General features: G+C 52.0%; 13 protein-coding genes. 6 read left to right on the forward strand and 7 right to left on the reverse strand.

The window, feature by feature from the left end:
* Positions 1 to 261 precede the first annotated feature (261 nt).
* On the forward strand, positions 262 to 1,566 hold the full coding sequence (locus EDM56_RS24180) for a copper resistance CopC/CopD family protein (protein WP_246009518.1): 1,305 nt from the start codon (positions 262 to 264) through the stop codon (positions 1,564 to 1,566).
* The gene (locus EDM56_RS24185) at positions 1,563 to 2,177 is read left to right on the forward strand and encodes a YcnI family copper-binding membrane protein (protein WP_122920510.1); all 615 of its coding nucleotides are present in this window, start codon (positions 1,563 to 1,565) and stop codon (positions 2,175 to 2,177) included. The genes EDM56_RS24180 and EDM56_RS24185 overlap by 4 nt, the downstream gene beginning before the upstream one ends.
* A gap of 82 nt (positions 2,178 to 2,259) precedes the next feature.
* On the opposite strand, the gene EDM56_RS24190 is transcribed toward EDM56_RS24185, so the two are convergent.
* Positions 2,260 to 3,648, reverse strand: coding sequence for an MATE family efflux transporter (locus EDM56_RS24190; RefSeq protein ID WP_246009519.1), 1,389 nt, complete (start codon positions 3,646 to 3,648; stop codon positions 2,260 to 2,262).
* Positions 3,649 to 3,895: 247 nt separating this feature from the next.
* Between EDM56_RS24190 and rluF the strand changes: the two genes are divergently transcribed.
* Positions 3,896 to 4,594: a 23S rRNA pseudouridine(2604) synthase RluF gene (gene rluF, locus EDM56_RS24195; protein ID WP_122920511.1), complete on the forward strand. Its 699-nt coding sequence runs from the start codon at positions 3,896 to 3,898 to the stop codon at positions 4,592 to 4,594.
* Between the two features lie 72 nt (positions 4,595 to 4,666).
* Here the strand turns inward: rluF and EDM56_RS24200 are convergent, their stop codons facing one another.
* The 4 genes from EDM56_RS24200 to EDM56_RS24215 form a co-directional block, all read right to left on the reverse strand.
* The gene (locus EDM56_RS24200; protein ID WP_122920512.1) at positions 4,667 to 5,311 is read right to left on the reverse strand and encodes a thiamine diphosphokinase; all 645 of its coding nucleotides are present in this window, start codon (positions 5,309 to 5,311) and stop codon (positions 4,667 to 4,669) included.
* Between the two features lie 98 nt (positions 5,312 to 5,409).
* Entirely contained in the window at positions 5,410 to 6,327 is a 918-nt protein-coding gene (locus EDM56_RS24205; RefSeq protein WP_122920513.1) for a D-alanyl-D-alanine carboxypeptidase family protein, read from the reverse strand.
* Positions 6,328 to 6,458: 131 nt separating this feature from the next.
* The gene (locus EDM56_RS24210; protein ID WP_425456357.1) at positions 6,459 to 7,634 is read right to left on the reverse strand and encodes a sensor histidine kinase; all 1,176 of its coding nucleotides are present in this window, start codon (positions 7,632 to 7,634) and stop codon (positions 6,459 to 6,461) included.
* Positions 7,624 to 8,319 (reverse strand): response regulator transcription factor, encoded by a 696-nt coding sequence (locus EDM56_RS24215; protein ID WP_122920514.1) that lies wholly within the window; start codon positions 8,317 to 8,319, stop codon positions 7,624 to 7,626. Before EDM56_RS24215 ends, EDM56_RS24210 begins: the two co-directional genes overlap by 11 nt.
* A 251-nt stretch (positions 8,320 to 8,570) precedes the next feature.
* On the opposite strand from EDM56_RS24215, the gene EDM56_RS24220 reads away from it, so the two are divergent.
* Positions 8,571 to 9,452, forward strand: coding sequence for a GNAT family N-acetyltransferase (locus EDM56_RS24220; protein WP_246009520.1), 882 nt, complete (start codon positions 8,571 to 8,573; stop codon positions 9,450 to 9,452).
* Positions 9,453 to 9,502: 50 nt separating this feature from the next.
* On the opposite strand, the gene EDM56_RS24225 is transcribed toward EDM56_RS24220, so the two are convergent.
* Positions 9,503 to 10,378 carry a carbon-nitrogen hydrolase family protein gene (locus EDM56_RS24225; RefSeq protein WP_122920515.1) on the reverse strand — a complete coding sequence of 292 codons (876 nt, stop codon included), beginning with the start codon at positions 10,376 to 10,378 and terminating at the stop codon, positions 9,503 to 9,505.
* Positions 10,379 to 10,388: 10 nt separating this feature from the next.
* A complete protein-coding gene (locus EDM56_RS24230; protein ID WP_122920516.1) occupies positions 10,389 to 11,015 on the reverse strand; it encodes a GNAT family N-acetyltransferase in 627 nt (208 codons plus the stop codon).
* A gap of 126 nt (positions 11,016 to 11,141) precedes the next feature.
* On the opposite strand from EDM56_RS24230, the gene EDM56_RS24235 reads away from it, so the two are divergent.
* Together EDM56_RS24235 and EDM56_RS24240 are read left to right on the forward strand one after the other, a co-directional pair.
* Positions 11,142 to 12,308, forward strand: coding sequence for a THUMP domain-containing class I SAM-dependent RNA methyltransferase (locus EDM56_RS24235; protein WP_122920517.1), 1,167 nt, complete (start codon positions 11,142 to 11,144; stop codon positions 12,306 to 12,308).
* A 68-nt stretch (positions 12,309 to 12,376) separates the two neighbouring features.
* Positions 12,377 to 15,187, forward strand: coding sequence for a DUF4855 domain-containing protein (locus tag EDM56_RS24240; RefSeq protein ID WP_221176002.1), 2,811 nt, complete (start codon positions 12,377 to 12,379; stop codon positions 15,185 to 15,187).
* The last annotated feature ends 21 nt before the right edge of the window (positions 15,188 to 15,208 follow it).

The following is a 15,208-nucleotide window of genomic DNA, read 5'->3' on the forward strand; positions in this document are numbered from 1 at the left end:
CAGAATGTCCAAAATGGATAAGCGGTTCGTGTAAAAATCCACTTAACAAGAAGAGAAACCCCCAAATAACATGGGGTTTCTCGACAATCTGAACAACCAGGAATCCTGGTTGTTTTTTCTTTGTCCGCCTGAAAATCGCCCAGCTTGTAACAAAGTGGACGAATTCTAGATGGGGTTTATAGCCCGGTTGGGCCATACGAACCGAACGGGTAATTTGCTATGATCGTAAAGGAAAAGATGAGACGGATGGTGGTGATGGCGATGAAACACATCAGGATGGTTCTCTCGTTCGCTATCCTTTTTCTCCTGTGCTTACAGACGCCAAGCGTATCGGCACATGCCGGCTTGGTGGGAACAAGCCCGAAAAACGGGGAGATTGTCAAAGCTGCGCCGACGAAAATTACGTTGCGTTTCACTGAAACGTTGGAGCCAGGTTTAGTTTCCATCCGTTTGTACGATTGGAACGCAAATGAAATTAGCATTGAAAAGCCGAAGCTGCAGCGCGGCGATGCATCCACGGTTTACGCCGATCTGCCCACACTGGCGCAGGGCTCCTATACGGTTGTATGGTCGGTCGTTTCGGAGGACGGTCATCCGGTCAAAGATACGCTGCTGTTTTCCGTCGGCGTCAAAAGCGCGAGTGTGAAAGCGCCGAATGAAAACCCGAATGCGAAATACGCAGCATCGCTGAACAGCCTGTTCTTGATTATTACCCGATATGTGACGCAAGGAATGATCTTGTTAATGGGCGGGCTGGTTTTTGTCTCATGGCGGGCAGCCAAGCATTCGCTTCCGTCCTTCCGGGAGATACTGGGCAAAAACATGATGTACAGCTGGTTGCTGCCATTGCTTGGCATGCTTATGCTGTGGCTGCTGTATGAGGCGACTTTGCCGGAAGTCAATCTTACGAAAGCGCTGCTGAATGGCGACTGGGGGCTGCTTGGGCAATCGCCGTTCGCCGTCATGATTCTCGTATCGACGTTGCTCCTGCTGCTTACGGCAATTCCGAGAATGGAAACAGGGTGGTACATCACCATGTGGCTGCTGGTCGTGACGGTTCAGGCATTGGGCGGTCATGTGTGGGGAATCGAACCGCTGGCACTATCGATCATTGCGCGCGTTATGCATGTTTTGACCGTGTCGCTCTGGCTAGGAGCCCTGTTTTACCTGGTGTTGATCAGCGTGCAAGGCAAGCGTGAAAATGCGCCGTTCAAAGCATTTTTCCTGCGCTTGGTGGCGGTTGCAGCTTTCTGCACATTGGCGTCCGGTGCGGTTTTGCTTATGATCCAAACCGATTTTTCCAGCATTATCGGCAGTACCGGAACATGGAGCTGTCTGCTGCTTGGCAAGCTGCTTGCAGTGGCTGCTATGCTTTTCCTCGCTTGGCGCCAGACACGAAGCTGGCGTGGAGGCGAATCTTTGAAACAGACGCTTTTACGCGTAGAAACAATCTTGGGGCTGATCGCTCTGTTGGCAGGCGTATGGATGAGTCAAACGCAATATCCGCTTCCTGCCGCTGCGCACGATCATCAACATGTTGAATACAAACAGGGGGAATCGAAATGAAAGTACAAAAATGGTTGAGCAGCATTCTGTTGACGGGCGCTATTTTGACACTGGCTACTACAGCGCAAGCGCATGTGAATGTATACCCGAAAGAAACGACGACCGGAGCTTATGAAAAATACACCGTCCGCGTGCCGGTTGAAAAAGATGTGAACACCACGAAAGTGCGTCTGGAATTCCCGGATAATGTAAAAGTTAGCACGGTAATGCCGATTCCTGGGTGGGACTATGCATTCGAGAAGGACTCGGAGGGACGGAACAAAGCCATCACGTGGACGGCGACAGCGGGAGGCATCAAGTCTCACGAGTTCATGGAGTTCGCGTTCGTTGGCGCCAATCCGAAGGAAACGGGCTCATTAACATGGAAAGCGTATCAAACGTATGCAGACGGGGAAACGGTCGAGTGGACCGGTGACAAAGATTCCAAAACGCCGGCATCGGTTACGACCGTGAATGCAGGTGCGGGCGAGGATGATCATGGGGCTGCGCAAACGGCAGCGCCAGCTCAAGCAGCCGCACAAACTGGCGGAAGCAGCAATACGCTGCCAACCGTGCTTGCAGGTTTGGCTCTGCTCGTCGCGATCATCGGCTTCTTCAGAAAGAAAGCATAAGCAAGCTTGATTAGAAAACCTGGCTACGCCATGCTTTTTGGCGGAGCCGCGGTTGCTCTGTAGAACATAAAAAAGGCATCTCCTATGCGGGGATGCCTTTTACTTCTGCCATAGTCATTTTGCGGAAGCGGCTGTGGAAGCGGAAGAATAGGAAGAGGGCCCGGACATACACATCAAGGGTAATGCCCAGCCATACGCCGGTAATGCCCCAACCCATGTGGATTCCGAGTAGATAGATGCAGGCCATCCGCACCAGCCACATGCCGATGAAGGTGCTGTACATCGGTGTCTTCGTATCGCCGGATCCTTGCAGCGAGCTGGTGAGAATCAACAGCAACGCCAGTCCAGGCTGATAGGCGGCCATAAAGCGCAGGGCGATCACGACCATGTTGGCAATCACCGGGTCAGTGGTAAAGAAGGAAGCGATCAGGGGAGCGAGCACAAAGAGCAAGATGCCCACGATCGTCATCAAACAAGTCGCTAAGCCCATGTTGAGAAAGGCATAGGATCGCGATTCAGAGAACCTTTTCGCGCCCACCAGCTGCCCAACCAGGATTGAGGTGGCTACCTCGAAGCCGACACCAGCCAGCACCACCATCATTTCCATGTTGGAGGCGATCATATGGGCCGCATAGGCGTTGGTGCCGATATTGATGATCAAGCTGTAATAGAGAATGACGCCGAACCGCATCAAGAGTCGCTCGATCATGACCGGTGTAGACAGCTTGAGAATCGGCACGGTAAACGGGCTTTTGGTATACGGATGGTCATTCGGATGCTTGGAGAAAATGGCGAGATCGGATTTTTTCAGCGAATACAGCAAGGCAACGCTGCCGATCGCGCGGGCGAGGACTGTCGCACACGCTGCACCGGCTACCCCTAGACCTGCGAATTGGCCGATTCCGTAAATAAATACATAATCGAACGGAATGTGGATCAAATTGACCCACAGGCTGACTTTCATCGGCGTTTTGGTATCTCCACTCGCTCGAATGATGCTGCCGGCGATAATCATGATCGACATAAAAATAGTGGGAATTCCGACAATTCGGAAGTAGGCGGCTCCATCCTTGAGCACAGTGGGTTCTGCCCCCATCAGTTGAAGTAACGGTTCGGCAAAGAGAAACGTGATGATCCCGAACAAAATGCCTAACAGGACGGCCAAAAAGATCGATTGCCGGGCAATCCCGCGCGCCCGTTCATAATCTCCAGCCCCAATGCTGCGGGTAATCAGAGAGGAGGCGGATACCCCCATCGCCAGGCTAACGGCCATATAAACCGACATGAACGCGTTGGCGACGCCGGCAGCGGCTACCTCAACACTGCCCAGCCGGGAAACGAACAAAATATCGACGAAGCCGACCAGTGCCTGCAGGATTTGCTCCGTCATGGCAGGCAATGCTAAAGTGAGAATGATAGAAATTTTGGTGCGGAGGGAAGTTTGCCCCTCCTCCGCCAAAGCGGTTGGCACAACAATCACTTCCTCATGCATTCTTGTATCATAAGCTTGGCGCAGCTGAGTTTGCTCCCTGAAATCATAACAGAGAAACGCCAAAATAGCTTCTATCGATTGTATTTTTTTTATGAAAAACGTCTCGACGTTTTTCATTAGATTGAATGTGACCGCTTGCGGTCAGCACTTTTGTCCCCCGATGAGAGGGGGAAAACGGTTATGACCGTTTTTGCAAGGCTAAGACGAAGAAGGTGAAAAGCTTCCTATGAGGATCAACAAATTTATTAGCGAAACGGGTATCTGTTCGAGGCGGGAAGCGGACAAGTGGATCGAAAGCAAGCGGGTGACCATCAACGGGGTTATTGCCGATCTGGGTAGCCAGGCAGAACCGGGTGACGATGTACGAGTTGACGGCAAACCGATCGGTGTGAAAAAAGCGCCGGTCTACATCGCCGTGCACAAGCCTGTCGGCATCACATGTACGACAGAGCAGCACATTCAGGGTAATATCGTCGATTTCGTCAACCACCGAGAGCGCATTTTCCCGATCGGGCGGCTGGATAAGGATTCGGAAGGCCTGATTTTGATGACCAATGACGGGGACATCGTGAACAAAATTTTGCGCGCCGAGAACAATCATGAAAAAGAGTACATTGTCACGGTGGACAAGCGCATTACGCCCGAGTTTTTGCGCGGCATGGCCTCTGGCGTCAAAATTTTGGGGACGGTCACCAAGCGCTGCAAGGTTCAGCAGGTGGATGAGTATGTCTTCCAAATCATCCTGACACAAGGGTTGAATCGGCAAATCCGGCGCATGTGCGAAGCGTTTGGCTACCAGGTAAAGCGGTTGAAGCGCGTGCGGATCATGAACATCCAGCTAGGCAACTTGAAAAAAGGGACATGGCGCAATCTCGAGCCAAAGGAACTGAAAACGCTATTTGCTGAAATTGGGTATCGGCAGTAAGACTAAAAGCAAAAAAGCATCCCCTTCCACATGACAGCGGTGGAGCGGAATGCTTTTTTGCATGTAAAGAGGTTAATCACGGCTTTGAATGACAAGCAGATAGCCGCTGTCGATCTCTACCGTCCCCATATCGGCAACCAGCACATTGCTGATGCCAAGCGACTGTCCGATGGTGAGAGTCGCCTTGTGCAGCGGGTATTGAAAGCCTGTGAGCGTAATTCCCGTCACATCCATGGTGAGCGGCAGGAGTGATACGTGGGAGAAGCGGCTTTTGCGAAGCTGCACCGTGCGATCGATCAAAAGCAGCTCGTTGGTTTCGTCGACGATGCGGCACGGGATGCCTTGCTCCAGGGCGATGCGTAGCAGATGCACATTCGCCAGGCTATGGTCGAAGCGGGTGCCGAGCACGCCAAGCATTACGATTTCCCGAGGCCGATGCTCAAGTGCCCAGAAAAAGCCCATCTCTGTATCGGTCAGATCCTTCATGATCGGATCGCAGGCGTCCAGCTCCGGGCAGCTGTTTTTGATTTCCTGCAGTTCTTCTGCGGTAACCGAGTCGAAATCACCCAAGGCAAAATGGGGGGGAAGGCCGCGTCGGACCAAAAAGAGCGCCCCGCGGTCGATTCCCACCAGAACATCGTCGGCCTGAATATCCGTTACGGCCCAGTCGCCCAGATTGCCGCCGCTAAACAGTAAAATACGTCGATTGGAATACATGTTGTCGTCCCTCTTTGTTTCTAACGTTCGTGTTGATTTGAAATGATCATACCACGATCGGGAAGAGTGAACAAAGCGTGAATGGGCGATGTGGCGCTCTATACGCCCACGTGTCTGATGTACGTATTGATAAACTGATGGATGTTGGTGAGAAACGGTGGAATGTACCATTTTTCAAAGCCGTACGCGAGCAGCTTCTTTGTCTCGATAAATCGTGCCGTCTCATCAGATGCACCCATGACGACCGAAATCAGCCGCTTGTTTCCGAGTTTGGCCGTTCCTGCAAAACAATAGCCGGCTTGGTTGGTATAACCTGTCTTGAGGCCGTCTACTCCTTCAAATTGGATATCGGGATTGTTGGACGTGAGCATCATGTTGGTGCTGGTCACGCGGATTCCATCGTAATCGAGTTGGGAGGAGGACAGCCGCGTCGTCTCCAACACTTCCGGGTAATCGTTGATCAAGCGGTAGGCGAGCTGTGCGACGTCATGGGCGGTCATCACGGTCGATTGCGTGCCTTCTAAACCGGTTGCATTCACAAAGTGCGCATCGTCGGACAACCCCAATTCTTTCGCTTTCTGGTTCATCAGCTCCGCGAAGTTGGACTCACTGCCCGCAATCTCTTCCGCAAGCGTCACAGCTGCATTGTTTGCAGACGAGATGACCATAGCCTGATAAAGATCGTGGATGGTTAAGGTGTCTCCATGATGTACGGCGATTTTGGCTGCTTCCTCCTCGAGCCGTGCATTTGTGATCGGAACGCGGTCATCCCATTTGAGCGATCCGTCATGAATTTTCCCCAAGACAATGTATTCCGTCATCATTTTGGACATGCTCGCAGGCGGCAAGGGAGTGTCGCTATTGAGGGAATAGAGCAGCTTCCCGTTGTTGGCGTCCATGAGAACAGCTGCTTTGGCGACGACAGTAGGTGTATTTTCACGCCAATGGCGAACGGTAACAAACAAGATGACGATAACGAGGATGAAAAGGAATAAGCGCCTAGTAGAAAATTGCATGCTCTTGAACTCCTTCTTGTAAAAAATCGCTTTGCTCCATACTGGAACAGTATAAAAGTCAAAGTACAAGAAGGCGGAAAGAAAAAGTAAAGAAAACCTAAAGATTTTTCTAAATAAAAATTAGCCCCTTTTTAGGAAGGGGCGGATCCATTCAGACTCTTCAATTTAACGGTAAAGATCGTTTTTTCCGAATCGCTGTAGGCGGTGATGCTGCCTTCATGCAAGTCGATGATGCCCTTGGCGATCGCAAGCCCCAGGCCAGTTCCCCCGGTGTACTCTGAACGCGATTTTTCAATGCGGTAAAAGCGCTCAAAAATGTGCGGCAAGTCGATGCTGGGGATTGGTTCGCCATAGTTGGTCACATCGATGACGATATGCTCGTCCTCTTCGCGGGCAGATACGTCGACATAACCGCCGTTTTTTCCGTAGCGGATGGCGTTTTGCAGTAAATTCTCGAATACGCGCGCCAGCTTGTTGCTGTCCCCAAGCACCATCAGCTTGTCCATGGAGACTTCGGAGCGGCATTCCATCTGCGCCTCTTGCAGCTGCAGGCGGAACTGGACGATCAGCTGGCCCAGCATCTCGGCCATGTTGATCGGGATTTTGGTGATTGCGAGACCGGTATTTTGTACGCGCGTGTATTCGAACAAGTCATTGATCAGCGTGTTTAAACGCGTGACTTTTTGATAGGCGATCTGAATGTAATAACGCAGCTCCAGCTCGTCTTTATAACGGTCTTGCTCGATGAGCCCAAGGTAGCCGATAATCGAGGTCAAAGGCGTGCGCAAGTCGTGCGACACGTTGGTGATCAGGTCGTTTTTCGCTTGCTCGGAGCGTCGTTCTTCCTCAACAGCCAGCTTCAGCTGGGCGACAAGACGATTGATGTCTTTCGCCAGCTGCTTGGTATGCTCGTTGCCGTGCGTGGTGATGCAGACCTGGTGATCGAAATGGCCGTCTGCAATGAAACCAATTTCGGTGATCAACTGCTGCAGGCAGCGCTCCTCATACTTGCGTTTCTCATATCGGTAAAACAGATACAGGTAAAATAAAAATACGCTGAACAGAAACAAGTAATACAGCAAGGTGACACCGAGCGATTCGGTCAGCTGATAAAATTTTCCCGCGCCGACAAGGCTAATGAACGCATCAAGCAAACCACTTAGTGTAATGGAGCTGTCGATGAAGCTGAGCACGATGCGATACATCAGGCTGATTGTCAACGCTGTCAGGCCAATGGAAAGGACCAGCATGCGGATGATGCGCCATTTGGGCAGTAAGAGCAGGAAGCCTAGCTGGTTATTTTTCAATTTTGTACCCCACGCCCCAAACGGTTTGGATCAGCTTCTCCCCGTTTGTCGCTTCTTCCAGCTTTTCCCGCAAGTTGCTGATATGAACCATTACTGTTTTGCTCAAGCCCGCGCCGTTTTCTTTCCACACCAGTTCAAAAATCTCATCGGAGCTGTACACCCGGCCAGGATGGCTAGCAAGTAGGTACAAAATATCGAATTCAATCGATGTCAGCTTGATGAACTCGTTTTCCACTTTGACCGTATGGTTTTTTTTGCTGATTTCCAACGAATGAATCCGAATGCAATCCGCGCTGTTTACCTGTGGCGCGCTGCTTTGGAAGGAGGCGCGCCGCAGCAAGGCTTTGACGCGCACAACCAGTTCCAACGGATTAAAAGGCTTGATCATGTAATCGTCGGCGCCTGTCATCAAGCCGATGATCTTGTCCATGTCCTCCGCCTTGGCGCTCAGCATGAGAATAGGGATATTCGAGGTTTTGCGCACTTGCTTGCATACCTCCAGCCCGTTTAGCTTGGGCATCATCACATCCAGCACCATGACATCGATTCGCTCCCCAGCGAGCTTGGTCAACGCTTCTTCACCGTCATAAGCCTTATGAATGTCATAACCTTCATTCCGCAAGTAAACATCCAGAAGATCCACGATCTCCTTGTCATCGTCAATGATCAAGACACTTTTATTCATGCTACGTGTTCTCCTAATAGCTTGTCATTTGTCTGCTACTATTTTTATACAGATAAGCGGTGATGACAATGCTTAGCCGATATTGGTGCAGGCAAGTTTTCATACAGAATAGAACGAACCCCCTCTATTTGGCTACTGTGAAGTTATAAACAAACCTGTAAAAAAAAAGCAAGCAGGGGAGTTGCGTTTTTTGACAATTTAGATTAAAGTGAAATCAGTTGATAAAATTTATTTTATCGGGGGAATTTGCAGTGGTTACGATCAAAAAATTGAGCGAATGCACGTTTCTTCAAGCAGTGGAGGCATGGAACAAAGGCTTTGAAGGCTATTTTTTTGATGCGACGACGACGGTTGACCGATTTATTACCCGTTTTGCGTATGAAGGCTTGTCATCGGATTTATCCATTGTGGCTTTCCATGACGATCAGCCAGTCGGGTTGATCTTGAGCGGTGTCCGCACGATTGACGGGAAAAAAGTAGCGTGGAACGGCGGGACAGGTGTGGCATCCGCGTACCGCAAGCAAGGTGTCGGACGGGAAATGATGAAAGCGCTGATGGCGCTGTATGAGGAAGCTGGCATCGATGTGGCGATTCTCGAAGCATTTCGTCAAAACGAGAAAGCGATCGCACTGTATCAACAAATGGGCTATGAGATCATCGATCAGCTGCTTTTCTTGCAAAATACCGAAGCGTTTGAGACCAATCCGTTTGCCGACGCCAAGAAGCTGCCTTTTACGGTGAAGCACGGCATTCCGCAGGATGTGCGTCATCTCAGCTTCTCTGACACGTTGCATCCATGGCAGACCCAATGGCAGGGCGTTCGGGACGGGGAATCGCTAATTGTGCTGAATGCGGACGGACAAGAGGTTGGCTACGCCATATACAAGCGGAGCTTTGATGAATCGGGCAAACCGCTGCAGGTCAGCTTACTTCAGTGCGAAGTGCGGCCAGGACATGTACAGGCAGACGATATCGTACGTCTCGCATTGTCGCACGCATTCGCCCCGTGGGATGTGGCGTGCAAACGCACGACGTTTAACTTACCGGCATCGAAGGAGCGGGTTGTCCAGTCACTTGCTTCTGCTGGTTTCACTCCATCGATGGAACAAGTATATATGCGAAAAGAGCGATAAAAAAAGCAAGCGGATGCGCCTCGGAAAAATCGGGGACACATCCGCTTTTCTTATGCCTTGGAAGTCGTCCGATAGCGGTCGTACAAGGCGGTTTTACGGTCAAAATAAGGGGAGACACCGCCATTTTTGCGATTCTCCTGAATCAACTCCAAATCGAGCGTATGGATGATCACGCTGTTTTTATTGGTTTCCCCGACTGCCAGCGTACCACTTGCCGGGAAGGGGTGGTCGCTTGGCGCAAAGAAGCCTGCTTGGCAGTAGCCGGCGTCGATTTGCGGAACGTGCGGCAGCTCGCCGACGATGCCGCCCAGCACCACGAACAGCTGGTTTTCGATCGCACGGGCTTGGGAGCAATGACGCACGCGCCAATACCCAGCTGCGGTATCCGTATAGGATGGGCACAAAATGATTTCGGCTCCCATGTCGGCGACGATGCGCGAACCTTCCGGAAATTCGATGTCATAGCAAATTTGGATGGCCAGCTTGCCGTGTTCGGTATCATACACGCTGTAGCTGTCACCGGCTGTCAGGAACCATGTGCGGCGTTCTTCCGGTGTCGGGTGAATCTTGGTCTGGCGCTCGATCCGGCCGTCCGGGAAGAATAGGAACGCCGTATTCAGATAGCCGTCATTTTCTTTATGGATATGGGTTCCGCCGAGAATCGTCATACCCGTCTGACGGCTGATTTCGGTAAAGGTAGTCATATATTCGTCGGTGTGTCGATCCAGATATGCGCACGCATCCGGTGTGCTCATCTCCGGTTCCAATGCCAACAGATGGCCGGTCAGGTACTCGGGAAACATCAGCAGGTTGACTCCGTTTTCTTTTGCTGTTCGCACATGCGCGTTTACTTGGTCCCAGAATGCTGCTTTTGTTTTCAGCGGACCGATTTCATATTGTACGGAACCGATTGTCGTCTTTGCCATCGTAAGCGGCTCACTCCTTTATATCGGGATTTCTCCATTCCACCAAAACGGCTTTGTTGAGAGATTCCTCGTCTTCTACATAGTTTTCGAGAATCTGAATCGGGGTCAGGCCCTGCTTCAACATAAAGCTGAGCACTTGATCGTAAAGTTCGCCTTTGACGACCCGCTCCACATACTCTTGATCGCTCATGTGAGCAGCATGTTGATGATAGCCGGGAATGCGGCATCCCGCGAGAAAACGTTTGAGGCCCAATTGTGTGACCAATTGCTTGCGTGCCTCGTATAAAGCTTTGGCTACGCCAAATTTGCGAAACGTTGGCCGCACGCATACATCGATGCCGTACAAGCTGTCTCCATCAGGCTGGTGACTTTTGCGTATATACCCATTGTCCGCGACTTGTGCCCACGTATGTGGCTTTCCGTCATAGTGGATGATCAGCGAAGTGGACGATCCTGCGATGGTTCCGTCCGGGAGTACAGCAATCATCGCGCCTTCTGGAAAGGTTTCGATATGGGAAGCGATTTGCTCGCGACTCCACCAAAGCTCTTCAGGGAAGGGCGGAGGGAATGCTTCTCGCTGCACGTCCAAAAGACCGCCAAAATCGCCCAGCGTATAAGAACGGATCAGGATGCTCACATTGTTCACTCCCTTTCATGAAAGACTATCTTGCATAGTATTGTACCACGCACGGTTTCATTCGGGTATGATAGTCATGGTATAGTGAGTAGTGGGATAACACACCCAAGGACAGGAGTATGGAGTATGCAAAAAGTCGAATTGATTGCCACCGCCACTTTTGGTTTGGAGTCGGTTGTTGCGGAAGAAGTGAAACATTTGGGCTATACGGACGTCAAGGTAGAGAACGGTAAAGTCATGTATACCGCTGACCTGTCCGCGATTGCCCGCTCCAATCTGTGGCTGCGCACGGCAGACCGCGTTCGTGTGAAGATCGGGGAATTCCGTGCGACGACCTTTGACGAGCTGTTTGAACAAACAAAGGCGTTGCCGTGGTCCGACTGGATTCCAGCGAACGCAACGTTTCCTGTGGAGGGAAAATCGGTCAAATCAACGCTCTTCAGCATTTCTGACTGCCAGGCGATCGTAAAAAAAGCAGTGGTGGAAAGCCTGAAGAAAACGTACAAACAAGACTGGTTCGAAGAGCAGGGGCCGCTCTTCAAGATTGAAGTGGCGCTTCTGAAAGATATTGCAACATTGACGATCGATACCTCCGGAACAGGTTTACATAAACGGGGATACCGTGAACGGATCGGGACTGCGCCATTGAAGGAAACGATGGCGGCTGCGCTGATTCTGTTGTCGCGCTGGAAGCCGGACCGGGTGCTGATCGATCCGTTTTGCGGGTCCGGCACGATTCCGATCGAAGCTGCGCTGATTGGACAAAATATTGCCCCGGGAATGAACCGCGAGTTCGCCTCGGAGAGCTGGCCGATTATTCCCAAGGATGTATGGCGCCAAGCACGTGCGGAAACACATGACTTGGCCCAGTATGACCGAAAGCTCGAGATCGTAGGGACCGACATTGACGAGGAAGTGCTCTACATCGCCCGTGAAAATGCACTTGAAGCGGGCGTCGAAGATCAAATCCACTTCCAGCGGATGGCGATGAGCGAGCTGCGGACGAAGAAAAAATACGGATATATCATCTGTAACCCGCCATACGGCGAAAGGCTGAGCGAACGTCGCGAGGTGGAACGCCTTTACCGCGAAATGGGACAGGTATTCGGCAAGCTGGATACGTGGTCACATTACGTCATCACCTCCGACGAGCAGTTTGAGCAGTTTTTCGGCCGTCAGGCGAGCAAAAAACGGAAGCTGTACAACGGCAACATCAAGGTGGATTTCTATCAGTTTTTCGGCCCTAAGCCGCCGAGAATCCAACGGCCTGAAACCAGTTTGGACCATGATTGATGCGTGTACGCGAGGCGTCGCTAAATGAGCGACGCCCACCAGTTTTTTTACAGATAATAGGAGGAACCATGAAACGAGGAACACGTCTCGCCGGTAAACTCGCAGCGCTTGGCTTATGCGCAGCGCTCTTGGCCAATTCGGCCTGGGCAGCAGAGGGCACCTCTCCGGTGACGATAAACGAAACACCAAATGCAACGTCTGAATTGAATGTCAACGCACCTGTTCTTTTTACCGATTTGTCTGGAAGCTATGCCCGCAAAGCGGTGGAACAGCTCGCAGCCAACCAGTTTTTGAACGGAAAAGGTGATGGGAAATTCCGGCCGAACGACCCGATTTCCCGATTGGATGCGGCTGCATTGCTGGCAAAAATAGTTGGGTTGCAACCGAATGCACAGGCTGAGCCGCAATTCGAGGACGTCCCGCATGGGGGTCTGCAGGGAGCCTATGTCGCCACTTTGGCAGAAGCGGGAATCATCAAAGGAAGAAGTGAGGCAACATTCGGCGCCGGGGACAGCATGACACGCCAAGAGCTGGCAGTTGTGCTCCACCGGTTGATGGGGCTGGCCGGGGAAAAAGCTTCGGAAGACACAGCGACGGTGACATATCGAGATGACCAAGAAATCGCTGATTACGCTCAGGATGCGGTAGCCGCTGTTACATCCATCAAATGGATGCAGGGGAACAATGGCCTCTTTTCGCCGACGCGTGTCGTTTCACGGGGAGATGCTGCCGTCATTGCCGACCGCATTTTCGCGGCTAGACAGGCAAAGCTCGCCAAGGTCGATTTTGAAGTCGACAAGACCAAACTGACAATGGTAGCAGGGACGAGCGAACAGATTCATGTGACGCCGAAGGAAGGCGAAAAGCTGTATTTTTCTCCGATCTTTTCTTTTGACCAGGCGGAGGTTGGCCGGATCTTGTCCGACGGAACGTTTATTGCCGGACCGAAAGCGGGGAAAGGGACGATTACGGTTACCGTCGGGCAAAAAAGTGTAACCATCCCAGTGGAAATTACCCCGGACGGCGCCCCGAAAGAAGGGGAGGCAGCGGCATCGACCGAACAAAAAAACTCGCTGCCGACGAACTGGTTAGCGGAAGAAGGATATACGAATTACGGACCTGATAGTTTTACTTCCATTCAGACGACAGGACCTGTCGATACGTTTTTGAGCGATATGGAGAAAAAGTACCCTGGACCGGTGGGCGGATTGACCAAGCCATCAGACGCATGGACGGGCTATTTCCGCCAGATTGGTCGGGAAGTGACGGTGGCCTTGCCAGAGGCGAAGCGAATTTCGCACATTCTGCTTACGTTCCGTCAAGAGCGCAAGTCAGGTGTCGAGCTGCCACCCAGCATGGAGGTCGAGCTGTCCCAGGATGGGAAGGTTTGGTGGTATGCGGGAAGTGTGACCAATGATTTTTCTCCGTCCGACTTGACGCCGATGAACCACACCATGATGGTCAGTCTGCCGGAGATGGAGGCGAGCTATGTGCGCGTCCGGTTCCCGGTCAAGGTGATCGTATTCGCGCGCAACTTGCAAATTTGGGGTTCGGATGAACCGCAATCAACAGGCTCTGCTGCGCTTGCCCCAGTCCTGCTTGGTTCCGCCAAAGAGCGCACATCGCTTGAAGACCAAAAAGCGGGTGACCGACTGCAAAACATGCTGCTGGCGTATTCAGGCGGCTATGCAGAGCGCGGGGTTTGGACGAAGGATGACTTCCTCCCGTTTGTCGGGTATATCTCACAGGACGGAAAAGTCTTGGACCAAATGTTTGACAGCATCCTGTTTTTGCCATACCCCAACCTGCAGACTACGCAAAAAGGCTGGAAAGCGTATCTCGACGACCTGTTCCTGGGGGGCAGACAGCTTGACGCGCTGAATGAAGCGATGCGGGAATACAACGAACGGCGCGGCACGCTGGTCAACAATCCAACGAAGGAAAAAGTAGTGTTGACACTACCGTATCCGACGCCGACGCAAAACAATTTTGGGCAAGTATACAGTGATATGGTCCCATTTTCCTTCGCAGCTGACAAGGTGGGCGATGAGCGGGCATACAAGTTCCGCAAAATGGCGTTGGAATGGTATTTCAACGATATGATGAAGCGCTGGAAGAGCTCGGACTTCAAGTATCTGCAGCTGGAGGGAATCTACTGGTTCCATGAGTTTGTGGATGACGGGGCGCCGCATGAGCGGGAATTGATCCGGGACGCTTCCACGATGGTGCACCAAAATTCGTTGCGCTTTTACTGGATTCCGTACTTTGGGGCTGCCGGGCTGACTGAGTGGAAAACGCTTGGCTTTGACTATGCGTTCCTGCAGCCGAATTTTTACAGCGACAAGGAAATCCCGGTTGACCGGGTGGAAGGAACCTTGGCTGTGGCCAATCAGTACGGGATGGGCATCGAGGTGGAAGGCGACGAGCGGATGGTTCGGGACATGCGCTTCTATCGGACGTATTACAACCAGTTGATTGCCGGGCACAAGCTGGGTATCGATAAGGATAAAGTTCACGCCTATTACTACGGTTCCAAAAGCTTGTTGGAGGCGTTCCGCAGCAACTCGCCGCAAGCGCGCGCCGTTTATGACGATACGTACCAGTGGATGCGCGGGCGTTTTCAACAAACGGATTATTTGATGCCGGAAGTGGCGCCGGTGCCACCAGCTGATAGTACGACGACCACGCCGAGTACTACCACTACACCGGATACGACGACGCCGCCAGGTACGACGACGCCGCCAGGTGCGACGACTGCTCCGGGTACGACGACGACGCCAGGCACGACGACTGCACCAGGTACGACGACCGCACCTAGCACTCCGTCAACACCAGGCACGCCGCCGCCGGTGGCACCAGCTACACCGCAAAACAAGTAACGAAAAAAGGGTTAGTGGCAT

Source organism: Brevibacillus fluminis (genome assembly GCF_003710825.1).
GTDB lineage: Bacteria > Bacillota > Bacilli > Brevibacillales > Brevibacillaceae > Brevibacillus_D > Brevibacillus_D fluminis.